Annotated in this window: 22 protein-coding genes; 18 read left to right on the forward strand and 4 right to left on the reverse strand. The window is 45.4% G+C overall.

The features are described 5' to 3' along the window. The first annotated feature begins 142 nt into the window (after positions 1 to 142). From HPK16_RS01740 to HPK16_RS01760, 5 genes are all read left to right on the forward strand, one after another. Positions 143 to 1,642: a lmo1851 family serine protease gene (locus HPK16_RS01740; protein ID WP_181675280.1), complete on the forward strand. Its 1,500-nt coding sequence runs from the start codon at positions 143 to 145 to the stop codon at positions 1,640 to 1,642. 12 nt (positions 1,643 to 1,654) lie between these two features. Beyond that, positions 1,655 to 2,062 carry a MarR family winged helix-turn-helix transcriptional regulator gene (locus tag HPK16_RS01745; RefSeq protein WP_181675281.1) on the forward strand — a complete coding sequence of 136 codons (408 nt, stop codon included), beginning with the start codon at positions 1,655 to 1,657 and terminating at the stop codon, positions 2,060 to 2,062. 368 nt (positions 2,063 to 2,430) lie between these two features. Next, the gene (locus tag HPK16_RS01750; RefSeq protein ID WP_181675282.1) at positions 2,431 to 3,150 is read left to right on the forward strand and encodes a metal ABC transporter ATP-binding protein; all 720 of its coding nucleotides are present in this window, start codon (positions 2,431 to 2,433) and stop codon (positions 3,148 to 3,150) included. Then, the gene (locus HPK16_RS01755; protein ID WP_181675283.1) at positions 3,150 to 3,989 is read left to right on the forward strand and encodes a metal ABC transporter permease; all 840 of its coding nucleotides are present in this window, start codon (positions 3,150 to 3,152) and stop codon (positions 3,987 to 3,989) included. The genes HPK16_RS01750 and HPK16_RS01755 overlap by 1 nt, the downstream gene beginning before the upstream one ends. Further along, positions 3,986 to 4,894, forward strand: coding sequence for a metal ABC transporter substrate-binding protein (locus HPK16_RS01760; protein ID WP_181675284.1), 909 nt, complete (start codon positions 3,986 to 3,988; stop codon positions 4,892 to 4,894). Before HPK16_RS01755 ends, HPK16_RS01760 begins: the two co-directional genes overlap by 4 nt. An 81-nt stretch (positions 4,895 to 4,975) precedes the next feature. On the opposite strand, the gene HPK16_RS01765 is transcribed toward HPK16_RS01760, so the two are convergent. The 3 genes from HPK16_RS01765 to HPK16_RS01775 form a co-directional block, all read right to left on the reverse strand. Then, positions 4,976 to 6,277: a glycosyltransferase family 2 protein gene (locus HPK16_RS01765; RefSeq protein ID WP_181675285.1), complete on the reverse strand. Its 1,302-nt coding sequence runs from the start codon at positions 6,275 to 6,277 to the stop codon at positions 4,976 to 4,978. Continuing rightward, positions 6,274 to 6,786 carry a hypothetical protein gene (locus tag HPK16_RS01770; protein WP_181675286.1) on the reverse strand — a complete coding sequence of 171 codons (513 nt, stop codon included), beginning with the start codon at positions 6,784 to 6,786 and terminating at the stop codon, positions 6,274 to 6,276. The genes HPK16_RS01765 and HPK16_RS01770 overlap by 4 nt, the downstream gene beginning before the upstream one ends. A 73-nt stretch (positions 6,787 to 6,859) precedes the next feature. Next, positions 6,860 to 8,212 carry an MATE family efflux transporter gene (locus HPK16_RS01775; RefSeq protein WP_181675287.1) on the reverse strand — a complete coding sequence of 451 codons (1,353 nt, stop codon included), beginning with the start codon at positions 8,210 to 8,212 and terminating at the stop codon, positions 6,860 to 6,862. Positions 8,213 to 8,419: 207 nt separating this feature from the next. On the opposite strand from HPK16_RS01775, the gene HPK16_RS01780 reads away from it, so the two are divergent. From HPK16_RS01780 to pyrE, 13 genes are all read left to right on the forward strand, one after another. Then, positions 8,420 to 9,703 carry an NCS2 family permease gene (locus HPK16_RS01780; protein ID WP_181675288.1) on the forward strand — a complete coding sequence of 428 codons (1,284 nt, stop codon included), beginning with the start codon at positions 8,420 to 8,422 and terminating at the stop codon, positions 9,701 to 9,703. A gap of 77 nt (positions 9,704 to 9,780) precedes the next feature. Next, entirely contained in the window at positions 9,781 to 10,248 is a 468-nt protein-coding gene (lspA, locus tag HPK16_RS01785; RefSeq protein ID WP_036062947.1) for a signal peptidase II, read from the forward strand. Next, positions 10,245 to 11,147 (forward strand): RluA family pseudouridine synthase, encoded by a 903-nt coding sequence (locus HPK16_RS01790; RefSeq protein WP_181675289.1) that lies wholly within the window; start codon positions 10,245 to 10,247, stop codon positions 11,145 to 11,147. Before lspA ends, HPK16_RS01790 begins: the two co-directional genes overlap by 4 nt. A 1,055-nt stretch (positions 11,148 to 12,202) precedes the next feature. Further along, positions 12,203 to 12,745: a bifunctional pyr operon transcriptional regulator/uracil phosphoribosyltransferase PyrR gene (gene pyrR / locus HPK16_RS01795; RefSeq protein WP_181675290.1), complete on the forward strand. Its 543-nt coding sequence runs from the start codon at positions 12,203 to 12,205 to the stop codon at positions 12,743 to 12,745. 248 nt (positions 12,746 to 12,993) lie between these two features. Next, entirely contained in the window at positions 12,994 to 14,289 is a 1,296-nt protein-coding gene (locus tag HPK16_RS01800) for a solute carrier family 23 protein (protein WP_181675291.1), read from the forward strand. An 85-nt stretch (positions 14,290 to 14,374) separates the two neighbouring features. Beyond that, a complete protein-coding gene (locus tag HPK16_RS01805; protein ID WP_181675292.1) occupies positions 14,375 to 15,286 on the forward strand; it encodes an aspartate carbamoyltransferase catalytic subunit in 912 nt (303 codons plus the stop codon). Next, complete coding sequence (locus HPK16_RS01810) at positions 15,274 to 16,551, forward strand: dihydroorotase (RefSeq protein ID WP_181675293.1); 1,278 nt, start codon at positions 15,274 to 15,276, stop codon at positions 16,549 to 16,551. Before HPK16_RS01805 ends, HPK16_RS01810 begins: the two co-directional genes overlap by 13 nt. A gap of 3 nt (positions 16,552 to 16,554) precedes the next feature. After that, positions 16,555 to 17,643, forward strand: a complete 1,089-nt coding sequence (locus tag HPK16_RS01815; protein ID WP_036060051.1) for a carbamoyl phosphate synthase small subunit — start codon at positions 16,555 to 16,557, stop codon at positions 17,641 to 17,643. Beyond that, a complete protein-coding gene (carB, locus tag HPK16_RS01820; RefSeq protein WP_181675294.1) occupies positions 17,636 to 20,839 on the forward strand; it encodes a carbamoyl-phosphate synthase large subunit in 3,204 nt (1,067 codons plus the stop codon). The genes HPK16_RS01815 and carB overlap by 8 nt, the downstream gene beginning before the upstream one ends. Positions 20,840 to 20,857: 18 nt before the next feature. Beyond that, complete coding sequence (locus HPK16_RS01825) at positions 20,858 to 21,622, forward strand: dihydroorotate dehydrogenase electron transfer subunit (protein WP_181675295.1); 765 nt, start codon at positions 20,858 to 20,860, stop codon at positions 21,620 to 21,622. Next, positions 21,619 to 22,533, forward strand: a complete 915-nt coding sequence (locus HPK16_RS01830; RefSeq protein ID WP_181675296.1) for a dihydroorotate dehydrogenase — start codon at positions 21,619 to 21,621, stop codon at positions 22,531 to 22,533. The genes HPK16_RS01825 and HPK16_RS01830 overlap by 4 nt, the downstream gene beginning before the upstream one ends. After that, on the forward strand, positions 22,530 to 23,234 hold the full coding sequence (gene pyrF, locus HPK16_RS01835) for an orotidine-5'-phosphate decarboxylase (protein ID WP_036060054.1): 705 nt from the start codon (positions 22,530 to 22,532) through the stop codon (positions 23,232 to 23,234). Before HPK16_RS01830 ends, pyrF begins: the two co-directional genes overlap by 4 nt. After that, positions 23,231 to 23,860, forward strand: a complete 630-nt coding sequence (pyrE, locus tag HPK16_RS01840) for an orotate phosphoribosyltransferase (protein WP_181675297.1) — start codon at positions 23,231 to 23,233, stop codon at positions 23,858 to 23,860. Before pyrF ends, pyrE begins: the two co-directional genes overlap by 4 nt. A gap of 47 nt (positions 23,861 to 23,907) precedes the next feature. Here the strand turns inward: pyrE and HPK16_RS01845 are convergent, their stop codons facing one another. Beyond that, positions 23,908 to 24,909, reverse strand: a complete 1,002-nt coding sequence (locus HPK16_RS01845) for a LacI family DNA-binding transcriptional regulator (RefSeq protein ID WP_181675298.1) — start codon at positions 24,907 to 24,909, stop codon at positions 23,908 to 23,910. Between the last annotated feature and the right edge of the window lie 40 nt (positions 24,910 to 24,949).

Consider the following 24,949-nt stretch of genomic DNA (forward strand, 5'->3'; position numbering starts at 1 on the left):
CCGCAAAGCTGAATCCGGTGGGCTCGTCTTTTTTTACAGGTATAGCAACAAAAGCTACCCAATCGGAGCAAAAGCTGATAGAATAAAGGAAAGTTGAAAATATCATACTAGGGTGTTTAGTGAGAAAGTGGTGAACGTAGGAATGGAAGAAGGACCGACAAATCCAAATGAGCCGAAAAAAGAAGAGAAGCAAGAGGTTACATCACGAAAAGGCTTTGTAAAAATGAAGATATTCCCATTTGTTATGCTGTTATTCGGTTGTGTTTTTGCAACAGCTTTAGTGACGGCGCTCGTGATGTCTGTGGGCGGGGATAAACATGTGAAAGTGGCGATTCCTGAACGTAAGGAATTCACGAAGCTTTATGATGTGTATGATGAGATTCAGAATAAATATTTTAAAGATGTGAATACAGATAAGATGATGGAAGGCGCAATCAATGGAATGGTGGCATCTCTCGGTGACCCGTATTCCTCCTTTATGACGTCGAAGGAAGCAGAGGAATTTGATAATACGATTTCTTCAAGTTTTTCGGGTATTGGCGTAGAAATTCAGGAGAAAGATGGCTACATAACTGTTGTATCGCCAATTAAGAATTCTCCGGCAGAAGCGGCGGGTTTACGCCCGAATGATAAAATTATCGAGGTGGATGGCAAGTCGATTAAAGGCATTTCTTCCACAGAAGCAACGACAAAAATTCGCGGTAAAAAAGGAACGAGTGTCACGCTGACGATTTCACGTCCTGGTACGGATAAACCGTTTGATGTGAAAATTGTTCGCGACGAGATTCCAATTGAAACGGTCTATGCAGAAATGGGCGCAGATAAGGTTGCTACGATTCAAATTACAACTTTCTCAGAAAATACGTACAGCGAATTAGAAAAAGCTTTGAAAGATATGGAATCAAAAGGAATGAAAGGCTTAGTCATTGATTTGCGCGGAAATCCAGGTGGTTTACTTGACCAAGCGGTTGATATTGCTAGCTTGTTCCTACCAGACGGTAAAGTTATCGTTCAAGAACAAGTGAAAGATGGCTCGAAACAAACGATCAAGGCGGATAGTAGTGCGCACGATGGTTATAAAGTAAAAGTTCCTGTTACGATGCTGATTGATGAAGGTAGCGCGAGTGCTTCTGAAATTTTGGCGGCAGCAGCGCGTGAATCAGGTGATATCAAGCTAGTTGGCGCGAAATCATTCGGTAAAGGAACAGTACAAACGGCGTTACCACTTAGTGATGGCTCGCTATTGAAATTGACGATTGCCAAGTGGTTAACACCAGACGGCGAATGGATTCATGAAAAAGGCATTAAACCAGATGTTGCGGTGGCACTGCCAGCTTATGCGACGATGGCAATTCCAGACGCATCAAAAACATATAAAGAAGGCAGTTTTGGCGATGATGTGAAAACGATTGAAACCATGCTTGCCGCGCTTAAATATAACGTTGGAAAAGTGGACGGTTTATTTGATGCAGATACAACAGATGGCGTGAAGGCGTTCCAAGAAGCGAGCAAGTTAAAAGTGGACGGTATCGTTACTGGGGCAACAACAGACGCTTTAATTACGGCTATCCAGAAAGAATTAAAAGCCAACGATCCACAACAGAAAAAAGCGGTTGACTTAGTAAAAGAACAATGGAAGTAAGGAGGGCTTTACATGGATAATTTTCTTGAAATCGAAACATCTGTGAAGCGAGTTTTTAATAGTTTTCGCCATGAAGTAGATGGCATTTTAGATCGAAAATTGACTGGCGGTGAGTTCCGTGTACTCAGTCTAATCTCAAGCGGGGTAAATCGTACGACGGATTTATCGAAGAAATTAGACGTCTCAGCAAGCCACATTACAGCAATTACAGATTCCCTTGTTGCGAATAACTTCATCACACGACATCGCTCCGAAGTGGATCGCCGCATTGTGGTGCTAGAACTCACAGAAGAAGCGAAAGAATTTGTAGCTTCGATTGAACAGAAGAAAAAAGAAATGATCGTCCGCCGCTTCTCCGTTTTTACAGAAGAAGAACGCGAGCAGTTTCAGGAATTGCTGAAGAAGCTAGCTGAAAACTGAAAAGCTGAACGGGCTCGTCAGCTCCGAAAATTTCGAGGAGCTAGCCCGTGAAGCTATATCTGGAGTTGCAAAGCGTGACGGCGGAGAGCAACGAACAAATACTTCCCTGCCTTCGTACTCATATTGAGGCTCTAATTCAGCAGAAAACGCTCCATAAGAGCCACAACAAAATACATTCCCAAGATGAAAACCTCCCTTTCTAACGAAAGCTTGGTTCTCATCTTTTTTTTACATTCAATTTTCTAAATAAATCGCCAATAAATCTCCTTTACAAAACCAAAAATATAGGCTATACTGATCATAAAGTTGCGCTAAGGAAACATTTTTAGTTCTAACTAAAATAATCTAATAGAAACAAGGTGATACCAATGCTAGTCGAAAATCTATCCATATCATACGGTCAAAAACGTGTCGTGGAGAACATCTCCCTTCAAATATCGCCAGGAAAGATGACAGGAATCATCGGACCAAACGGCGCAGGAAAATCAACATTTCTAAAAGGCTTAATCGGTCTAATCCCCCGCGAATCCGGTCTGGTAACGTGGGAAGGGAACTCCATCGAGGCTATACGTGGCAAAATCGCTTACGTTCCCCAAAGAAATACAGTAGACTTAACGTTCCCAATCACTGTGCAGGATACCGTTCTCCTCGGCACCTATCCAAAGCTTGGCCTCATCAAACTCCCGAGGAAAAAAGAACGCGAAATTGCGCGAACAGCATTGGAACAAGTTGAAATGCTAGATTTTGCAAAACGCCAAATTGGCGAACTTTCAGGCGGTCAATTACAGCGAGTTTTCATTGCGCGGGCGCTCGCACAACAGGCGGATATTTTTTTACTAGATGAACCATTTGTCGGCATTGATATGACAAGTGAAGCATTGATTATCGAAGTATTGAAAAAATTGCGAGATACAGGTAAAACAATCATTGTCGTCCACCACGATTTTCATAAGGTGGCGCGATACTTTGACGATGTTATTCTGTTAAACCAGCAATTAATGGCATATGGTGAGACCGAAGCAACATTTACTGAAGCGAACATTTTAAAAACGTACGGACAAGAATTTGGATGGGGAGGTGCTCAGTGATGTTATTTTTAGAAGGTTTGATGCAGTATGAATTTTTGCAAAAGGCGTTGTTAACTTCGGTCGTTGTTGGCATTGTCTCTGGTGTGATTGGGAGCTTTATCATTTTACGGGGAATGTCGTTAATGGGGGACGCGATTTCTCATGCGGTTTTACCTGGGGTCGCGATTTCATATATGTTGGGGCTCAATTTTTTTCTCGGAGCGACGGCTTTTGGGGTTATTGCAGCGCTTGGCATCGGTTTTGTGAATCAAAATAGTCGGATTAAAAATGATACGGCGATTGGCATTGTGTTTAGTTCGTTTTTTGCACTTGGGATTATTATGATTTCGTTGGCGCAGAGTTCGACGGATTTATACCATATTTTGTTTGGGAATGTGCTGGCGGTTCGGAGTAGTGACATGTGGATAACGTTTGGAATCGGTGCGCTCGTTATTCTGCTGGTCGGGTTGTTTTATAAGGAATTGTTGGTTAGTTCATTTGATCCGACGATGGCAGAAAGTTATGGCTTAAAAGTGCGGATGTTGCATTATTTTCTAATGACGTTGTTGACGCTGGTGACGGTTGCGTCGCTGCAAACCGTGGGGATAATTCTTGTTGTCGCGATGTTGATTACACCTGCAGCGACGGCGTACTTATTGACGAACCGGCTTTCTATCATGCTGTTTCTGGCGGCGGGATTCGGAGCAGTAAGCGCGATTATTGGCCTGTATTTTAGCTATATGTACAACTTGGCATCGGGAGCATCGATTGTGCTCGCAGCAACAGCGTTATTTATTATCGTGTTTTTATTTTCACCGAAACAAGGCATTATTTTTGGAAGAAGGAGCGTGAAACAATGAAGAAAACCATGTTAGCGTGTGTGATTGGTCTGTGTATCTGTTTGCTTGTGGCTTGTGGTGGGAACGATAAGAAGGCGAATTCGGACAAGTTGCAAGTGGTGACGACGTATTCGATTTTGTATGATATTGTGAAACAGGTCGGTGGCGATAAAGTTGATTTATATAGCATCGTGCCAACCGGGACGGACCCGCATGAGTACGATCCATTGCCAAAAGACGTGCAAAAAATGGCGGACGCGGATTTAGTTTTTAATAATGGGCTCAATCTGGAGACTGGAAATGGCTGGTTTGATCGATTGATGATTTCCTCTGGTCAAAAAGAGGCCATAGCGCTGAGTGAAGGCGTGGCACCGAAGTTTTTGACGGCAAAGGGGAAGGAAAGCGAGACGGATCCGCATGCTTGGTTGGATCTGCAAAATGGTATCAAGTATACGGAAAATGCGCGAGATGCGTTGGTAAAAAAAAATCCGGATAATGCGGATTATTATAAGGATCGCGCTGAGAAGTATATCGCGAGGTTGAGTGCACTCGACAAGGAAGCGAAGACAAAATTTGCGGATTTGGATCATAAGACGCTTGTAACGAGTGAAGGCGCATTTAAGTATTTTGGCGCGGCGTATGGACTAGATGCAGCGTATATTTGGGAAATAAATACGGAAAACCAAGGGACACCAGATCAGATGAAACAGATTATTGAGACGATTCGAGCGAAGAAAGTGCCGGTTCTATTCGTTGAGACAAGTGTTGATCCGAGAAGTATGGAAAGCGTTTCAAGCGAGACGGATGTGCCGATTTCGGCCAAACTATTCACAGATTCTACTGCAAAAACTGGCAAGGTGGGAGATTCGTATTTGGAAATGATGCGTTGGAATTTGGATAAGATTTATGATGGGTTAAAAAACTAAGAAAAGCCGTTCTTTTGGAGCGCAACAAAAAAAGGCGTATCAAAACTCTCTAGCAGATTTTTGATACGCCTTTTTCGATTACTATTTTTTCCGTCGTTCTGGGCTAACCCATACACCAGTGCCGAAACCAAGGATAGTTTTTACTGCTGGGATAAAGGTCATCAAAATGGTTATGGCATTCATCATCCAATAGAAAAGCAAGTAGAGTGGCGCGAACAGGAAGTATTTCATTTTCTTGCCCTTATCATCTATTGCTAATGCTGCGAGTAGTTGGAGAGCCCCGGCGAGCATTTCAAAGCAGACGAACACAAAAGCGACAGCAACCATAAATAAAATCTGGTGTTTATCCCCTAAATAAATGTGGTACGAAAGCTTGAGAATAAAGAATAGACTAGAAATCCAGAAAAAGAATGTCCAAAAGATACTTAATGTTTGATCGACACATAGAGATGTCCGGCCGATATTTTTGAAGGGATGTGCGACGACTCGGCGGAAGTTAGTCAGCCATACTTCGGTACCGCCTTTTGCCCAACGTTTTCGCTGTTTATAAAGCATGTTCATCGTTTCGGGCACTTCCAAAAAGAAAATGATATCGGCCGCAAAAATCGAGAGCCAACCTTCAAATTGATGGTCCCAAGCGATACTAATATCCTCGGTCGCGCGATCTTGACGGAACAGACCAACATCCATTAAAGCGTCTTTTCGATACATCGTGTTGGCGCCACTGTATGCATAAATAATACCGAATGCGCTAGCTTGCGTACGTTTAATGATGCCAACAATACTGGAAAATTCGACGGTTTGGGATTTCCCGACAAGTGTGGAACGATTCTGCACGTCCATATTTGATGTGACAGCAGCTATATTTCTCGATTCAGGATTGATAAAATAATTCACATATTTCCACAAGGCATCTGGCTCTGGAACCGTGTCTGCATCATTACTAAGAATCAACTCGCCTTTCGCAAAATGTACGCCGATATTAAATGCATGAGCCTTTCCTTTGTTTTTTTCGATGCGAACAACGCGCAGATTATCGTATTTTTCCATGAGCCTCGCTAGAATTTCAGGTGTGCTATCGGTGGAGCCGTCATCTGTAACAAGGATTTCGTAATTCGTATAGTTCAACTTATTCATTAAATATTCAATGGTGTCCTCAATAACAATCTCTTCGTTATGTGCAGGAATCATTATAGTGATAAATGGCTCTATTTCAGTTGGAATATCCGTCCATCCTTTCTGTCTATATTTGAAAAGAAAAGTATAGCAGAAAGCGCCGACAAACCAAGCAAAGCCGCCTAAAATTGGATAAGTAAGGAGGATGACAAATAAGAATGTGATAATGGTGTTTAAAAAGGGGATGCCCGTATCGATAATTGTCATTTCAAATCAACCCCACTATCTTTATACAAATCTCTGATGCACGTGTCGCTCAGATTTTTTTCTTCGGGTATAGAAACGAATTTTTGAGATTGGCGAAATGCTTTATCTCCAAATCGCTCGGTCATAAAGGCTTCCACAACCTCTTTTCTGACTTCTAAAGTTTTCTCATCATACGTTATTTCTTTTTGTAACACCTTTTTGTAGCGCCGGTTGTTTTTGAATGTTAGGAGAATCAAGTAAATGAGAATAAGTGGCAATGCAATGAATAAGAAGTCGTCCATGATTTTGAAAATCCGAATAGCCAAATTAAAAACATCAAAAATAATGGCCCAATTATGCCAAAATAAAATGGGGAATAGAACGAGTAAGAATGGTAAGAAGAAGCCAAGCCATGCTAATATCGTAATCAGAACTTGTCGTATTTTCAAACCAACATTACCTTTTTCAAAAAATTCATCTTCAATAAACTGTTCACTTACCTCGTCTCGAACTGCTTTTTGTACCATCATGAACCTGCCTTTCCTATGCAAAAAAGCATACTAAGATTAGTATACTTTTTCCCTAAAAAGGTGGGTGTAAACGTTATTTAAGTTGTCTTAGTAAACGTTTTTCTGTTATTCGAACGCGAATGGATAGGATGAAGGCGGCGATGAAGAGGCCAGCGCTAAGTCCAATCCAGAATCCAAATGGTCCGAGTTGGGTGTATGATAATGCGAGTCCAAGCGGTAAACCGATGACCCAGTAAGAGATAAAGGCGACGATGGATGTGACTGTAACGTCCTTGTAGCCACGCAAAGTGCCGAGTACTGGAGATAATAGGGCGTCTGCAAACTGGAATAAAATAGCGTAAATTAAGAAATGTGTAATCAAATCCGCAAGTTTTGGATCGGAGGTATATAACAATGCGATTTGATCGCGGAAAAGGAACAATAATATACCATTCAATATGCCGATGGAAATCGCTGAAATCATACCAATATGGCGATACTTTCTAGCATCTGCCACGCGTTTCGCTCCTGTCTCAAATCCAACTAATATCGTCAATGCCGCCGCGATACTTAACGGAAATGCATAAAGCAAAGTCGGCACGCTAATAGCAGATTGATGCGCGGCGATTGTGTCTGTCCCAAAACGCCCCATAAAAACTGTTACCGCCGAGAAAATACTCACTTCAAAAAGAATCGTCAAACCATTCGGTACGCCAAGCTTGATAATCTCCTTTATTTTTCCCCAATCTACTTTAGCGAATCCAGCAAAGATATGATAGTCGCGCAATCGTTTTTGACTTTGAATGAGAATAATCGTTACAAGGAGCACGATCCAATACGTAATTCCCGTCGCATAGCCACTTCCGGCACCACCCATCTCAGGAAATCCCCAATTTCCGAAAATCAATAAGTAGTTCAAGAAAATATTCACCGGTACTGTAATTAGTGTAATCATCATGGTGACCCGCGTCAGGCCAAGCGAATCAATGAAAGCACGCAAAACGGAATAAAAGAAAAAGGCCGGGATACCAAAACAAATCCCATTTAAAAAATGTTTCGCAATATCTGCAACGGCAGGATCGAGTCCCATTGCGCTCAAAATCGAAGGCACGAATAGAAAGTTAAGCGCCAGCAGTAGAGCGGCCAAACCGACTGCTATATACAACCCGTTACTCACGGTTCTTTTAATATCATGACTTTCTCCGCGTCCAATCAATTGCGAAATAATCGGCGTCACAGCCATCAGTAAGCCAGATAAGCTCGCGTTAAAAGGGCCCCATAAGGAATTCCCGATGGCAGTCCCGGCGAGCGCTTCGTTCGAATAGTGCCCAGACATCATGGTGTCAATTAGAGCCATCGAGAACAGCATCAATTGCGAAATCACAACAGGTGTGAATATAACGAAGAATTGGCGCCATTTCTCACTCGGCGTAAATGTTTGTTCCAAAATGGTGAACCTCCTTTTAATTATGCATACTTCGACACCCGATTATAGCACAGGAAATAGGGCATCGTCACGGAAAATTAGTGTTTTTTTCTAGACTAGAAAGTAAAGCTCTATGCGAATCCGCTTGCGTCTGTTATAATAAGGGTTCGTGGTAGGGGCGAGACTCTACGGGTTGGGAGAGGGATAATTGAATAAAGAGGAATTATGATGCAAAAATTCTTGGACAAAATCTTTCAGTTGAAAGCGCATCGGACATCGGTTCGAACGGAAGCTTTAGCTGGAATGATAGGTTTCTTCACCGTTGTCTACATTATTGTTGTCAATAGTTCGATTTTGGCAGAAGCGGGTGTACCGTATCAAGGCGCCATTCTTGCAACGATTTTTATATCGGTTGTAGGTTGTTTGGTGATGGGTTTTTGGGCAAATGCACCGCTTATTTTGATGCCAGGAATGGGAATCAACGCGTTGTTTGCGTATAATTTCGTGCAAACGCTTGGATTGTCATGGCAACAAGCACTAGCAGTCGTTGTAGTCAGTGGTTTCTTATTCATGATCTTAGCATTTACGCCACTCGCTAGAAAGTTGAACGACACAATTCCGCTGATTTTAAAACAGGGAATCACGGTCGGTTTAGGGCTATTTTTGGTATTGCTAGGCCTTGAAAAAGGACAAATCGTGTCGCGCGGAGAACATTCGATTTTAGCGTTTGGCGATATGCATGATCCATTTGTTTTGGCCACGCTGATTACGCTTTTGCTAACAATGATTTTGCTTGTGCGCAAAGTACCAGGTGCTTTTTTGTGGAGTATACTGATTGGAACGCTTGTTAGTGTTCTGTTCGGCGTACATGGCGAAGTTTCGAAGGATGCGATGAGTTTGGCGCCGTGGAAAGATGTGCTGTTTCAGGCTGATTTCTCAGGTGTAGGACAAGTGGCGTTTTGGACGAGCGTGTTTTCACTAACGATGGTACTCGTGTTCGAGACGGTCGGTTTGACGTTTGGTCAGACGAAGCAACTTGGTCAAACGGAGAAATTACCACGCGTACTACAGGCGAGTAGTTTTACAGCCTTCTTATCAGGTTTATTTGGGACAAGCCCAACGATTTCGGCATTAGAAAGTGGTTCGATGTCAGCGAGTGGTGCAAAAACAGGTCTGGCCTCTGTAACGGTCGCTATCTTTTTCTTAGGTTCGCTCGTATTGATGCCGTATATCTCGTTTATTCCGAACAGCGCGATTGCACCGATTCTAATTGTTATCGGTATTTCGATGTTGCAGGAAATCAAAGAGATGGACTTTGGCAACGCAGCTGACACATTTGCAGCACTCTTAATCGTTATTATTATCCCATTCTCGTACAGTATCGCCGACGGAATTGCAGTCGGATTTATCGCGTACCCGATTTTGAGATTATTTTCAAAAAATCGCACGCGTACACCGATACTCATGTATATCATTGCCGCGCTATTTTTGATACAATTTATCGTGCAGTGATACAGTGTAATCTGGGTCTAGAAAAAATTCTGGGCCCAGATTATCTACATAAAACAAGGAAAAGAGGAATTCATGTGATTTATTATTACTTAATAGCACTTGTAATTATTGTAATTGACCAGTTCACAAAATGGCTAATCGTGCAAAATTTAGACCTAAGGGAAGTTGTGGAAATCATTCCGGGTTTCTTAAATATCACATCGCATCGTAATTCTGGTGCTGCTTGGGGTGTTTTGGAAGGAAGAATGTGGTTTTTCTATCTGATTACGCTCGTTGTTATCGGCGTACTTATTTACTTCATGCAGCGTTACGCGAAAAATAGTAAACTTTTAGGTGTAAGTTTAGCGCTTGTTTTAGGCGGCGCGATTGGGAATTTTATCGATCGTCTGCTCCATCAAGAAGTGGTCGACTTTGTACAAACAATTTGGGGAAATTATTACTTCCCAATTTTTAATGTCGCGGATGCAAGTCTGACGATAGGCGTGATTTTACTCATTGTCTACGTGTTCTTGGATGATCGCAAATCGAAAGGAACGAAAAAATGACGCAAAATACCGTAATTATTCCGGAGAAACTAAATCACGAACGCTTGGACAAAGGTCTCGCAGAATTGCTTGGGATGACCCGTTCTGGCATACAAACCTTGCTAAAAGACGAGGCTATCCTAGTTAACGGCGAGAAAACGAAAGCCAATTACAAATGTAAAACGGGCGATGAAATAACTTATATCGTTCGCGAACCAGAGGAACTAGATATTGTTGCAGAAGATATTCCGCTTGACATCTATTATGAAGATGCAGACGTGCTTGTCGTGAACAAACCACAAGGCATGGTGGTCCATCCATCTGCTGGCCACACATCTGGAACGCTTGTGAACGCCTTGTTATTTCATTGTGACGATCTTTCAGGCATTAACGGCAAAATTCGTCCGGGTATCGTGCATCGTATTGATAAGGATACGTCCGGTTTATTAATGGTTGCTAAAAATGATAAAGCACATGAATCGTTGGCAGAGCAACTCTACGATAAAACGAGTGACAGAGAATACATCGCATTAGTGCATGGCGTGATTAAGCATCAAAAAGGAACCATTGACGCACCGATTGGCCGTTCTAAAGAAGATCGCCAAAAAATGGGTATCGTGAATGATGGGAAAGAGTCACGGACGCATTTTGAAGTATTGGAACGATTTAAAGGATATACGCTGATTAAGTGTCGTTTGGAAACTGGGCGTACGCACCAAATTCGTGTACATTTGAAATATATTGGGCATCCACTTGCGGGAGATCCAAAATATGGTTTGAAGAATACAATTAAAGGTGAGGGGCAATTTTTGCACGCGGCTGAGCTTGGATTTACGCATCCTACTACGCAAGAGAGAATGAAGTTTGAAGCACCTTTGCCTGCTATCTTTCAGGAAGCGTTAGAAAGTTTGAGAGAATGAAGTTGTTGAGGTATTCATTTTTTGAGAAATGCGGTATAGTAAAGAAAATAAAAAGAAGAGGTTGAGACAAAACTCGAGATAAAGCAAAAGCGCCCTCCTATTTCTTAAGGTAGGACGAAAAAATTTGCTTTACACAAATCGAGCGAAAGCGTTTGTATTCAGGGGATTTGGTGGAAGCCGGAAGCGGAGCATACTGGTGTATGTGAGAGCCGGAAGTCCGCCAAATCCCCTGAATGCGAGCGCTTGTCGCCGATTTATCTGAGTTATGTCCCGGACTCTACGGAATCCGCTTTAAGGCGGACAACGTTTCATGATGAGAAATAATCCACTAAGTTCGTAGGCCTAGGGGGATTATTTTTTTTGCCCAAATAAATGCAAGAAAAATGTCTGATTGAAAAGTGGAACACGCCCGTTAGGCTCGAAAGAAATTGTTAGGGGGCGCAGTGAAAACCTTCCTTTGGTTTTTGCGGAGGTCACGAAATTTTCGAGAGTCTGGCGTGTGGAGCTGGATCAATAGTGCGAGTAGAAAAAGTCCACCCGTGAAAAGCAAAGCAAGAAGTGCCAATGTTTCCGATACTGTCATACGACAACGCCTAAGCAGAACAGTCTTGTTCGAGATTAAGAGAAATAGTTTGCTAAGAATGAACGAATGCTCTCTTTGCTCGCACTCATATTGAGGCTCTAAGGAAATACAATACATTTCCTAAGACCCACAACAACGTTTATCCGGCCTAAAGACTTCCGTGCGCCTATTATAGCATAGGAATTAATAGAAAAGGGGCTTATTTCCAAAGTCGTATTTTAATTAATTTTACAGTGTTTCAACCCCTGATATGAACTTTTTACGGTGTTCGATAAAACTAGTTGACAAAGCTCTAATACTACGATAAACTGAACCTAGTTAAATAACAGTCCTTTAACATAGTCCAGAGAGGCTAAGAAGGTAACGTGAGTTGGGTGTTTCTATACCCAATTGGATTCTGTACGTATACCCTTTGCCACTCTCTTGGCAGAGGGTTTTTATTTTGTCTAATTGATGCTTGGAGGGGAAGAGAATGCCGGAAGAAGTGGTTGTGATGGATGAGGCGGCGATAAAACGGGCGCTTACGAGGGTGAGCTATGAGATCATCGAGCGTAATAAGGGAACGAAGGATTTGGCGCTTGTCGGTATCAAAACACGAGGTATTTTCCTAGCAAATCGTTTGCAGGCTCGTATCAAGGAGATTGAAGATGTAACGATTCCGGTCGGTGATATTGATATCACGCTTTATAGAGACGACTTAACTTTTAAAAATGAGTCTTCTGAGCCGTCGCTAAATGGTACGAATGTTCCTTTTGATATCAATGGGAAAAAGGTTGTGTTGGTCGATGATGTGCTGTATACAGGCCGAACGGTGCGTGCCGCAATGGACGCGCTGATGGATGTAGGACGCCCGGCTGGGATTCAGCTAGCGGTTTTGGCGGATCGGGGACACCGGGAACTACCAATTCGAGCGGATTTTGTTGGTAAAAACATTCCGACTTCGAGTGAGGAACGAGTAGAGGTACATTTGGCGGACGTCGATCATGCGGCGGATGCTGTTACAATAATTAAATAGGATAATCCAGAATGTTGAAAAACCAGTTTTCGTAGACTATTCGCCGAACAACGGCGCGCAGACTTTAACGACGGAGCTGAGTGTTTGTCGATACGCTGGAAGAACGCTTTTTTAAAACAGTCCAGAGAGGCTGATAAAGGGTGATGAACGGGAAATAGGTCTAGCCTATAATCCGGTACATAGCTGCTCTTTGTCGCAATTTGGCAAGGGGTATTTTTTATGACTTAGAGTCGGAAAGAGGGAGAATAATGACAGAAGAAACGACACCTGAAAATTACGTAAAACCGGTACTAGACATTCACGAGAAGCCGGCTTGGAATAAATGGATTGTGCTTAGCATTCAGCATCTGTTCACGATGTTTGGCTCGACGATCTTTGTGCCAACTGTGACGCATTTGAATCCAAGTGTGGCGCTGATATCGAGTGGGCTGGGGACGCTTGCTTACTTGATTATTACGCGAGGCAAAATTCCGGCTTACTTAGGTTCATCGTTTGCGTTTATAGCGCCTATAACGATGTTGCTTGCGGCAAAGTCTGGCGGGGGGCCTGGAGCGGTTATGGTCGGGACATTCTCGGTCGGGGTTGTGTACGCGATTGTGGCGCTGATTGTTTATTACGTAGGAATTGAATGGATTCAACGCGTGTTACCGCCGATCGTGGTTGGGCCGGTGATTATGGTTATTGGTTTGTCACTTGCACCGAGCGCTGCGGCGATGGCGATGGGGACAAATAATGGTGGCGAGTATGATTACAAAATTTTGCTGGTAGCGCTGATCACCTTAGTTGTGACGATTATCGCGATGATGTTTTTCAAAGGATTCTTCGGACTTATTCCGATACTATGCGGCTTCGTCATTGGCTATTTAGTGAGTATGGCGTTTGGGCTGGTTGATTATACATTGATTCAAAATGCGAGTTTGTTCCAAGTACCGGATTTCACGATTCCGTTTGTGAACATGGATCCGGTCGTGACGCTGACGGTTGTGCTTTCGATGGCGCCGCTTGCTTTTGTAACGATGGCGGAGCATATGGGGCATCAGTTGCTTTTGAATAGAATTACGAATCGTAACTTTTTTAAAGATCCGGGTTTGCATCGTTCGCTTGCGGCGGATGGGACGGCGTCGATCATTGCTTCGCTCATTGGTGGACCGCCTGTGACGACTTACGGTGAGAACATCGGGGTGCTGGCGATTACGAAAGTGTATAGTGTGTTCGTTATCGGTGGTGCGGCGGTGTTTGCCATCGCGTTCGGCTTCATCGGATACGTGAATGCGGTGATTACATCGGTACCAACAGCAGTGCTTGGCGGGATTTCCTTACTCTTGTTCGGAGTTATCGCAACGAGTGGTTTGCGGATGATGATTGAGAGTCGGGTTGACCTTAGCGTGAATCGCAATATGATTATCGCGTCGGTTGTCCTGGTTGTCGGAATCGGTGGTTTGATGATAAACATCGGTGCGTTCCAACTTTCAGGAATGGCGATGGCGGCGTTAATTGGGATTATTTTAAACCTTGTTATACCTGAAAAACATACTGCAAAATAATAACATCTACGAAAACCTCTAAAAGCGCAATTTTGGAGGTTTTCCTATAAATAGTATCTAATTTTTAGAAAAGGTGGCGGTTCGAATGAAGGATTTAGTGTCGATGGAAGAGCTTTCTGTAGCAGAAATTGGTGAGTTATTAGACCAAGCTGGGCGTTTCAAACAAGGAGAAATTTGGACTCCGAAAAAGCAAATGTATGCGGTGAATATGTTTTTTGAGGCAAGCACGCGAACGCATAATAGTTTTGAAATGGCGGAGAAGAAGCTTGGCATCGATGTTCTTTCGTTTGATCCTTCTAAATCGAGTGTGACAAAAGGGGAAACGTTATACGATACGGCGCTTACCATGCAGGCAATTGGCGTGGATGTGGCGGTTATCCGGCATTCGGATGAGGAGTATTATGAGCCACTTCGCAAATTAGGGATTGCGGTTGTGAATGGTGGAGATGGCTGTGGGCAACATCCGAGTCAGTCACTTTTGGACTTGTTCACAATCAAGGAAGAGTTTGGCGGTTTTAAGGGCTTGAAGGTCGCGATTGTTGGGGATATCGTGCATAGTCGGGTGGCGAATTCGAACATGCAGGCGCTGAAACGTCTTGGTGCGGAGGTGTTTTTCGCAGGGCCGCCGGAGTGGATGCGTGAGAGTTGTTCGGAGCTTGGGACGTATATGCCGATGGATGATTTGGTGGAGCAGATGGACGTGATTATGCTTTTGCGTGTGCAGGAGGAGCGTCATGATGGGTTGCTTAGTTTTACGAAATCGGATTATCACGAGAAGTATGGTTTGACGGAAGAGCGGGCGGCACTGATGAAGGAACGCGCGATTATCATGCATCCGAGTCCTGTGAATCGGGATGTGGAGATTGCGGATAGTTTGGTGGAATGCGAGAAATCGCGAATTGTGGAACAGATGACGAATGGTGTATATATTCGGATGGCTATTTTAGAGGCAGTTTGCCAAGATAAAGAAACGAGGGTGACGACATGTACGTATTGAAAAATGGAAAAGTGTTGACGGAAACTGGGGATTTGGTTATGAAGGACGTGGCGATTGAGGACGGTCGCGTGACGGCGATTGGTGACGGGATTGAAAACGAGAACGCAAAAGTGATTGATGTGGCTGGAAAATTGATAGCACCGGGACTTGTGGATGTGCACGTGCATTTACGGGAACCAGGTGGGGAACATAAGGAGACGATTGCGACTGGGACGGCTGCTGCGGCTCGTGGTGGGTACACGACGGTTTGTGCGATGCCGAATACGAAGCCGGTGCCGGATACGGCGGAAGTGATGACGCAGGTTGTGGATCGGATTAAGGAAACAGCGGCGGTTCGCGTGTTGCCATACGCTTCGATTACGTCGAGTTTGAAGGGTGACGAGTTGGTGGACTTTGCGGCTCTGAAAACGGCTGGCGCGTTCGCGTTCACGGATGATGGTGTGGGTGTGCAGACGGCGGGCATGATGTATGAGGCGATGAAGGAAGCGGCGGCGCTAGACATGGCGATTGTGGCGCATTGTGAGGATAATTCGCTTGTATATGGCGGGGTCGTGCATGATGGGATTTTTGCGGCGGAGCAAGGCTTGGCAGGGATTCCAAATATTGCGGAGTCGGTTCAAATTGCACGCGATGTGTTGCTTGCTGAGGCGGCGAACTGTCATTATCACGTTTGCCACATTTCGACGAAGGAATCGGTTCGTGCGGTTCGTGATGCGAAACTGGCTGGGATTCGTGTGACAGCGGAGGTTTCACCGCATCATTTGATTCTAAATGAGACGGATATTCCGGGTAATGATGGGAACTGGAAAATGAACCCGCCATTGCGTGCGAAAGAGGATCATGCGGCGCTACTAGAAGGTTTGCTTGACGGGACGATTGATTTTATCGCGACGGATCATGCGCCACATTCGGCGGAGGAAAAGAACGTGCCAATGGAAAAAGCGATGTTTGGAATCGTTGGTTTGGAGACGGCCTTCCCGCTACTTTACACGCATTTTGTGAAAACAGGTGAGTGGACGCTGAAACAATTGATCGATTGGATGACGGTGAAACCAGCGGCATGCTTTAATCTTCCGTACGGTGTGCTTGAAATTGGCGGTATCGCGGACGTGACGGTCATTGATTTGGAAAAAGAAGCCGAGATTAATCCAGAAAATTTTGCATCAAAAGGTAGAAATACGCCGTTTACTGGTTGGAACTGTGTTGGTTGGCCTGTGGCGACGTTTGCGGCAGGAACGCTTGTTTTTGAAGAAGGGGTGGAATAACGCATGGCGAAACGGATTTTGATGTTGGAAGATGGAAACTTTTTTATCGGTGAGGCAATTGGCAGTGACCGCGAAACGATTGGGGAAGTTGTTTTTAATACAGGCATGACGGGGTATCAGGAAACAATTACGGATCCGAGTTATTACGGGCAAATCATCACGTTTACATATCCGCTCGTTGGGAATTATGGCGTGAATCGTGACGACTTTGAATCGATTCACCCAGCTGTAAAAGGTGTGGTGGTGCGTGAAGCGGCAGAATTTGCTTCGAACTGGCGCAACCAATTGACGCTGGATCAGTTTTTGAAGGAAAAAGATATTCCTGGGATTGCGGGAATTGATACGCGGAAATTGACGAAGATTATTCGCAAGGAAGGGACGCTAAAAGGAATTTTGGCTCCGGAAAAGGCGAATCGGGAAGATTTATTGCATCATCTGCGTTCGGTGCGCTTACCGGTGGATCAAGTACGCGAAGTTTCTTGTTCGAAAGCATTTACGAATCCGGGGGAAGGCAAGCGAGTTGTGTTGGTAGATTATGGCGTGAAAAGTAGCATTATGCGCGAGTTGAATAGACGTGATTGCGATATTACAGTCGTGCCTTATAATACGACGGCCGAGGAGATTCTAGCGATGCATCCAGATGGCGTGATGCTTTCGAATGGACCTGGGGACCCGAAAGACGTGCCGGAAGCGATCACGATGATTCGCGGTTTGCAAGGGAAGGTGCCGCTGTTCGGGATTTGCCTAGGACATCAGCTTTTCGCTTTAGCAAATGGGGCGGATACGTTTAAACTGAAATTTGGACATCGCGGGGCGAACCATCCTGTGAAGGAGCTGGCGACGGGGCGTGTTGATTTTACGGCGCAAAACCATGGCTATGCGGTGGATGCGGATTCGCTAACTGGGAAAGACATCGTGGTGACGCATGTTGAATTGAACGATGGAACGGTAGAAGGTTTGGCGCACAAGGAGTTTCCGGCGTATACGGTGCAGTACCATCCAGAAGCGAATCCTGGTCCGAGTGACGTGAATTATTTGTTTGACCAATTTATAGCAATGATGGAGAAGGAGGGAGCGGAACAAAATGCCTAAACGTGAGGATATTCAAACTATTTTAGTAATTGGTTCTGGCCCTATTGTCATCGGACAAGCAGCGGAGTTTGACTATGCGGGGACGCAAGCGTGTCTGAGTTTGAAAGAGGAAGGGTACCGGGTTGTGCTTGTGAACTCGAACCCGGCGACGATTATGACGGATGTGGAGATGGCGGATAAGGTTTATATTGAGCCGATTACGCTTGATTTTGTATCGCGGATTATTCGGAAGGAACGCCCGGATGCAATTTTGCCAACGCTTGGTGGTCAGACTGGTCTGAACATGGCGATGGAGCTTGCCGAAGCTGGCATTTTGGAAGAGTGCGGTGTGGAAGTTCTGGGCACGGATTTGGTGGCGATTAAGAAGGCGGAGGATCGCGAGGCGTTTCGTGATTTGATGCATGAGCTGAATGAGCCGGTTCCTGAAAGTGACATTATTCATAGCTTGGATGAGGCGAAGAATTTCGTTGCAAAAATTGGCTACCCGGTGATTGTGCGCCCAGCTTATACGCTCGGTGGTTCTGGCGGCGGGATTTGCTTGAATGACGCGGATTTGGCGGAGATTGTGGCGAGTGGTTTGAAGCTTAGCCCGGTGACGCAATGTTTGCTAGAGCGCAGTATCGCTGGTTTTAAAGAGGTTGAGTATGAAGTAATGCGCGATGCGAATGATAACGCGATGGTCGTTTGTAACATGGAGAATATCGATCCGGTCGGGATTCATACGGGGGATTCGATTGTTGTGGCGCCGAGTCAGACGCTCTCGGATCGCGAATATCAAATGCTTCGTGATGTGTCGCTGAAAATTATCCGCGCGCTTGAAATCGAGGGTGGCTGTAACGTGCAGCTCGCGATTGATCCGGATAGTTACGAGTATTTTGTGATTGAAGTAAATCCGCGTGTGAGTCGTTCGTCGGCGCTAGCATCGAAGGCAACGGGTTATCCGATTGCGAAACTCGCTGCGAAAATTGCGGTGGGCTTGACGCTAGATGAGATGAAGAATCCTGTAACGGGAACAACGTATGCGCATTTTGAACCAGCGCTTGACTATGTTGTATCGAAAATTCCACGCTTTGCTTTTGATAAATTTGAAAAAGCGGATCGTCGTTTAGGTACGCAAATGAAGGCGACTGGCGAGGTCATGGCGATTGGTCGGAATTTGGAGGAGTCACTTTTGAAGGCGGTTCGGTCGCTTGAGATTGGGACGACGCATCTGTATTTGGATGAGGCGGAGAATGCGAGTTTGGAAGAATTGGAACGTAAAATTTGCTTCCCTGAAGATGATCGGTTATTCTTCTTAGCCGCGGCGCTCCGTAAAGGCTGGACGATTGAGGATTTACATGCGAAAACGAAGATCGACTTGTTCTTCTTGTATAAATTGGAGAAAATTATCAAACAAGAGTCAGAAATCGCGGCGAATGTTGGGGATTTGGAAGTATTACGCGCGGCGAAGCGGAACGGTTTCAGTGACGGAGCCATCGCGAAACTTTGGGATATGACGACTTTTGAAGTGTACGATATTCGTAAAGAAGCGGGAATTATTCCGGTTTACAAAATGGTAGATACGTGTGCGGCGGAATTCGAGTCGAGCACGCCATACTTCTACAGCAGTTACGAGGATGAAAATGAATCGATTCGCACGGAGAAGGAAAGTGTGATTGTGCTAGGTTCCGGGCCGATTCGCATTGGACAAGGTGTTGAGTTTGATTATGCGACGGTGCATTCGGTTTGGGCGATTCAGCAAGCGGGATATGAAGCGATTATCATCAATAATAACCCGGAAACAGTATCGACGGATTTCAGTATTTCCGACAAGTTGTACTTTGAGCCGCTGACGCTAGAAGATGTGATGCACGTGATTGAACTCGAAAAACCGCTAGGCGTTGTTGTACAGTTCGGTGGACAAACGGCAATCAATTTGGCGGATGGTTTGGCAGAACGCGGCGTGAAAATTCTTGGGACATCGCTCGAAGACATCGATCGTGCGGAGAACCGTGATAAGTTTGAAAAAGCGCTTGTGGAGCTTGGCATTCCGCAACCTGCTGGAAAAACAGCGACGTCGATTGATGAGGCGATTGCAGTCGCGACGAATATTGGCTACCCAGTCTTGGTGCGCCCATCCTACGTGCTCGGCGGTCGTGCCATGGAAATCGTGGAATCGGAAGAAGCGCTGCGTTATTACATGAACAATGCGGTAAAAGTGAATCCGAAACACCCGGTGCTTGTCGATCGTTACGTCCAAGGACAGGAAGTGGAAGTGGATGCGATTAGTGACGGTGTGAACGTTGTGATTCCAGGTATTATGGAACATATCGAACGTGCGGGCGTCCATTCAGGTGACTCGATTGCGGTTTATCCTGCGCAAAGTTTGTCGCAACATGTCAAGGATTTGATCGTTGACTACACGACGCGACTTGCGAAAGGTCTGAACATCATCGGCATGCTGAACATCCAGTACGTTGTGGCGGATGAAGAGGTTTTCGTGATTGAAGTCAATCCGAGGTCAAGCCGTACTGCACCTTTCTTGAGCAAAATTACCGACATCCCGATGGCGAATGTGGCGACGAAAGTCATTTTAGGAAAAACGTTGTTGGAACTTGGCTATAAAGAAGGTTTGGCGCCAGAGAAACAAGAGATTTTTGTCAAAGTACCGGTGTTCTCGTTTGCGAAATTGCGTAGCGTCGACACCTCGCTTGGCCCTGAAATGAAGTCAACCGGAGAAGTCATGGGGAAAGATCGTACGCTTGAAAAGGCGCTGTATAAAGGTTTTGTGGCAAGTGGTGTGAAAATGCTCGATTATGGAACGGTATTATTGACGGTAGCGGATCGTGATAAGGCAGAAGCGACGGCACTGGCGCAACGCTTCAAAAATATCGGCTTCACGATTATGGCGACATCTGGAACGGCGCTTGTTTTAGAAGAGCAGGGCATTCCAGTTTCCAAAGTGAAGAAAATCGGCGAAAACCAGGAAACGCTCGTGGATTACATTCGCAATGGGCAGGTAACGCTTGTTGTAAATACATTAACGACTGGAAAACAACCAGAGCGTGATGGTTTCCAAATTCGTCGGGAATCAGTCGAAAACGGTGTACCAGTTTGTACATCGCTAGATACAGCAGAAGCAATTTTGCGGGTGCTTGAATCACGGTCGTTTGAAATGGAAGCTATGCAACCTGCTAGAGTGATCGAAACAGTTTAAGAGAACGGGGTGGAGAACGTGAGGCAAACAAAGATGGAAGTAGTCAGTCAAAAGTTAATCGCGGATCGGGTGTTTGAGCTGGTTTTAAAAGGGGATATTGTGCTGGAGATGAATCCGGGGCAGTTTATGCAGCTCAAACCTCGGCGAGCGGATTTGCTTTTGCGACGCCCGATTAGTATTTGTGCGATTGATAAGGAGGCGGCGCAGTGTACGTTATTGTACCGCGTGGACGGGGAAGGGACGGCGGATTTTGCGAAACTGGTGAGCGGTGACGTGATGGATGTCATTGCCCCGCTTGGAAATGGCTTCGCGCCGACGGAAACGAAGCCTGGCGAACATGCCTTATTAATCGGTGGTGGAATTGGGGTTCCGCCGCTTTACCAGCTCGGAAAAGATCTGGTAGCGCAAGGGTCGACCGTGACATTTGTCTTAGGTTTTAGCTCGGCGAAAGATGTTTTTTATGAAAAAGAAATGGGAAAACTGGGAGATTGTTTTGTTGCGACGGTGGACGGAACGCGAGGCACGCAAGGTTTTGTAACGACGGTGACCGATGCGCTTGATTTTGCGCCAGATACGGTTTACAGCTGTGGGCCAACTGCGATGTTGCGCGTTGTTTCCGAACGATTTGCGAATAAGCGGACGTTTTTATCGCTAGAAGAACGGATGGCGTGTGGCGTCGGGGCTTGTTACGCCTGTGTTTGTCAGCGCACCGATGATCCGACGAAAAGCTATAAAGCATGCGATGAAGGCCCGGTTTTCCGAGCTGGGGAGGTAGTCATATGAACCGTTTAGCCGTTGAAATTCCAGGCTTATCTTTGAAAAATCCAATCATGCCCGCGTCCGGTTGTTTCGGATTCGGCAAAGAATACAGCAAGTTTTACGATTTGAACAAACTCGGAGCAATCATGGCAAAAGCGGTGACGCCAGAACCGCGTTACGGTAATGCAACGCCACGTGTGGCCGAAACACCATCCGGCATGCTGAACGCGATTGGCCTTCAAAATCCAGGACTCGATCATGTGATGGCGAACGAAATGCCATGGCTAGAGCGCTTTGACACGCCAATTATCGCAAATGTGGCCGGCGCCTCCGAAGAAGATTACGTCAAAGTTTGCGCGCGAATCGGTGATGCACCAAACGTGAAGGCAATCGAACTCAATATTTCGTGTCCCAACGTGAAGCATGGCGGCATCGCATTCGGTACCGATCCAGAAGTCGCCTACCAACTCACGAAAGCCGTCAAAGCTGTGGCGAGCGTTCCAATCTACGTGAAGCTCTCGCCAAACGTAACCGACATCGTCCCCATTGCGAAGGCGATCGAAGAAGCAGGTGCCGATGGACTCACAATGATTAACACACTTCTAGGCATGCGTCTCGATCTCAAAACACGCAAACCAATTTTGGCAAATGGCACTGGCGGCTTATCAGGACCATCCATCAAGCCCGTTGCGATTCGCCTGATTCACCAAGTCCGCGCCGTTTCCAACATTCCGATCATCGGCATGGGAGGCGTCCAAACCGTAGATGACGTCCTCGAGTTCCTAATCGCAGGCGCAGATGCCGTCGCAGTAGGCACGCTCAATTTTACCGAGCCATATATTTGTCCGAACCTAATCGATGCCCTGCCAGCGCGCATGGATGAACTAGGAATCACGTCTTTAGCCGACTTAAAAAAGGAGAGAACAAACGCATGACAAAACCAATTATCGCGCTCGATTTCGCCTCATACGGTCAAGTTGAAGCATTTTTAAAACGATTTCCAAAAGGAGACACGCTGTCCGTCAAGGTCGGCATGGAACTTTTCTACTTAGAAGGCCCGCACTTAGTCGAGCGCCTCAAACACGAAGGTCACGAAATTTTTCTCGATCTAAAATTGCATGATATTCCGAATACCGTCAAAAGCGCGATGATTGGCCTCGCTCGCATGGGCGTCGATATGGTCAACGTACACGCAGCAGGAGGTCGTGCGATGATGGAAGCCGCGCTTGAAGGTCTCGAAATCGGCTCCAGCTCCTCTCGCCGTCCGCGCCTTATCGCTGTTACGCAATTAACAAGTACCAGTGAAGCCGAAATGCAGTCCGATCAACTCATCCAAGCAAGTCTAATGGATTCCGTCTTGCACTACAGCAACTTGGCGAATGAAGCAGGCCTCGATGGTGTCGTCTGTTCCGCGCTTGAAGCTGGCAAAATTAAAGAAATCACCCGTCCCGAATTCTTACGTGTGACACCAGGAATCCGCTTAGACACTGATACGAAGGATGATCAAAAACGCGTCGTAACCCCACATCAAGCCCGCGAAATTGGCGCAACTGCAATCGTTGTCGGCAGATCCATCACGAAAGCAAGTGACCCATATCAAGCATACGAAACGATTCTAAAGGAGTGGAACAAATGACAACCGAAAAACAAGTAGCCGAACAATTACTGAAAATAAAAGCCGTATTCCTCCAACCAAACGATCCATTCACATGGGCATCCGGCATCAAATCGCCAATCTACTGCGATAATCGCCTAACATTAGGATTCCCGAAAACCCGTCAGTTCATCGCAAAAGCACTCGCAGAAAAAATCAAAACCGCATTTCCTGATGTGGAAGTACTAGCAGGAACCGCAACAGCTGGTATCCCGCATGCGGCGTGGGCAAGCGATATTCTAGACCTGCCAATGGTTTACGTCCGTTCCAAAGCGAAAGAACACGGCAAAGGTAACCAAATCGAAGGTCCAATCGCGAAAGGCCAAAAAGTAGTCGTGATTGAAGACTTGATTTCGACTGGTGGGAGTTCGATTACAGCTGTGGAAGCCTTGCGCGAAGCCGGATGCGAAGTCCTGGGAATCGCCGCTATTTTTACATACGGATTAGAAAAAGGAAAAACATTGCTTGGCGCAGCGAATGTGGAAGTTGCGGCGCTTACGAATTATGAAACACTGCTTGAGGTCGCGCTGGATGAAGGTTACGTATCTGAAGGTGACATGGCAACGTTGAAAGAGTGGAATAAAGATCCCGAGAAGTGGGGGAAATAAAAAATAGAGAAGAAGTCCCTTTTTTGAAAGAGATTTCTTCTCTATTTTCAAATTAATCTCCCAGTCGACTCCCTCAAAACCAACTCCGTCCCAATCGCCACATTCACAATCGGTGCACTCGGATTTCGCAATCGCCATTCCATCGTCTCTGCGGCTTTTCTCCCCATAAACCGCAAGTCTGTGCACATCGTCGTCAGTGGTGGCTGTGCCAAAATCGCGAATTCCGTGTTATCAAAACACACAATCGACACCTGTTCTGGAATCGCAAATCCCTTCGACTGAAAATATGAATTCAAAATAAATCCTAGCCCTGAGTTCACGCAAAACCATGCGCTCGGCCATTCCTCCAAGCCTTCCAACGCCTGAAACAACGCGGCCTGCTCCTCTTTTATACTCGTAATCGTATAGTGCGAATTCACTGGCAACTGATAATGCCGCATCGCCTTGCAATATCCTTCAAAACGCTCTTCATAACTCGGCGAAAAATCAACATCGCCAACAAAGCCAATCCGTTCGTGCCCAAGCGTTATCAAATGTTCCACAGCCACAAAAGCACCATCTTTATTCTGCGACAAAATCGTATCCGTCCCCAAATGTGGATCGTGGTGGTCAATCATCACAGTCGGTACGCCCAATTCCAAAATCTGCTTCACAAAAACATCACTAATATGCGATAATATAAAAATTCCCCGCCAATTTTTCTCTTCTAATTCACGTGGCAAACGGTTCGTAGCGATAGCTTCTGGTCCCACCGCAAGCGTTGTTAAATAAAAGCCTCGCGCTGTCATTTCCTGCTCCAAACTCAAACAAATTTCACCAAAAAAACTTTTTTGTGATAAGGCGAATTCCGTCGCAACAAGCGCGAATTGATTATCGGTAGGCGTGTAAACCACGTCTTTTTTGTATTGGTAGCCCATTTCATCTGCTTTTTGTAAAACGAGCCGCTTTGTTTGCTCGCCAACGCCGTTCTTATTCCCTAAGGCTTGCGATACCGAGTTTTTTGAAATCTGCAAAGCGTCCGCGATATCTTGCATTGTGACTTTTTTCATTCATTTTCCTCCTAGATGGGACTTTCTCTCATTTCATTAT

The organism is Paenilisteria rustica, from assembly GCF_013820765.1.
Lineage (GTDB): Bacteria > Bacillota > Bacilli > Lactobacillales > Listeriaceae > Listeria_A > Listeria_A rustica.

Excerpts from the sequence above, each read along its gene's own strand:
- HPK16_RS01740 (WP_181675280.1), top strand. The coding sequence starts at position 143 with ATGGAAGAAGGACCGACAAATCCAAATGAGCCGAAAAAAGAAGAGAAG.
- HPK16_RS01745 (WP_181675281.1), top strand. The coding sequence starts at position 1,655 with ATGGATAATTTTCTTGAAATCGAAACATCTGTGAAGCGAGTTTTTAAT.
- HPK16_RS01750 (WP_181675282.1), top strand. The coding sequence starts at position 2,431 with ATGCTAGTCGAAAATCTATCCATATCATACGGTCAAAAACGTGTCGTG.
- HPK16_RS01755 (WP_181675283.1), top strand. The coding sequence starts at position 3,150 with ATGTTATTTTTAGAAGGTTTGATGCAGTATGAATTTTTGCAAAAGGCG.
- HPK16_RS01760 (WP_181675284.1), top strand. The coding sequence starts at position 3,986 with ATGAAGAAAACCATGTTAGCGTGTGTGATTGGTCTGTGTATCTGTTTG.
- HPK16_RS01765 (WP_181675285.1), bottom strand. The coding sequence starts at position 6,277 with ATGACAATTATCGATACGGGCATCCCCTTTTTAAACACCATTATCACA.
- HPK16_RS01770 (WP_181675286.1), bottom strand. The coding sequence starts at position 6,786 with ATGATGGTACAAAAAGCAGTTCGAGACGAGGTAAGTGAACAGTTTATT.
- HPK16_RS01780 (WP_181675288.1), top strand. The coding sequence starts at position 8,420 with ATGCAAAAATTCTTGGACAAAATCTTTCAGTTGAAAGCGCATCGGACA.
- HPK16_RS01790 (WP_181675289.1), top strand. The coding sequence starts at position 10,245 with ATGACGCAAAATACCGTAATTATTCCGGAGAAACTAAATCACGAACGC.
- pyrR (WP_181675290.1), top strand. The coding sequence starts at position 12,203 with ATGCCGGAAGAAGTGGTTGTGATGGATGAGGCGGCGATAAAACGGGCG.
- HPK16_RS01800 (WP_181675291.1), top strand. The coding sequence starts at position 12,994 with ATGACAGAAGAAACGACACCTGAAAATTACGTAAAACCGGTACTAGAC.
- HPK16_RS01805 (WP_181675292.1), top strand. The coding sequence starts at position 14,375 with ATGAAGGATTTAGTGTCGATGGAAGAGCTTTCTGTAGCAGAAATTGGT.
- HPK16_RS01810 (WP_181675293.1), top strand. The coding sequence starts at position 15,274 with ATGTACGTATTGAAAAATGGAAAAGTGTTGACGGAAACTGGGGATTTG.
- HPK16_RS01815 (WP_036060051.1), top strand. The coding sequence starts at position 16,555 with ATGGCGAAACGGATTTTGATGTTGGAAGATGGAAACTTTTTTATCGGT.
- carB (WP_181675294.1), top strand. The coding sequence starts at position 17,636 with ATGCCTAAACGTGAGGATATTCAAACTATTTTAGTAATTGGTTCTGGC.
- HPK16_RS01830 (WP_181675296.1), top strand. The coding sequence starts at position 21,619 with ATGAACCGTTTAGCCGTTGAAATTCCAGGCTTATCTTTGAAAAATCCA.
- pyrF (WP_036060054.1), top strand. The coding sequence starts at position 22,530 with ATGACAAAACCAATTATCGCGCTCGATTTCGCCTCATACGGTCAAGTT.
- pyrE (WP_181675297.1), top strand. The coding sequence starts at position 23,231 with ATGACAACCGAAAAACAAGTAGCCGAACAATTACTGAAAATAAAAGCC.
- HPK16_RS01845 (WP_181675298.1), bottom strand. The coding sequence starts at position 24,909 with ATGAAAAAAGTCACAATGCAAGATATCGCGGACGCTTTGCAGATTTCA.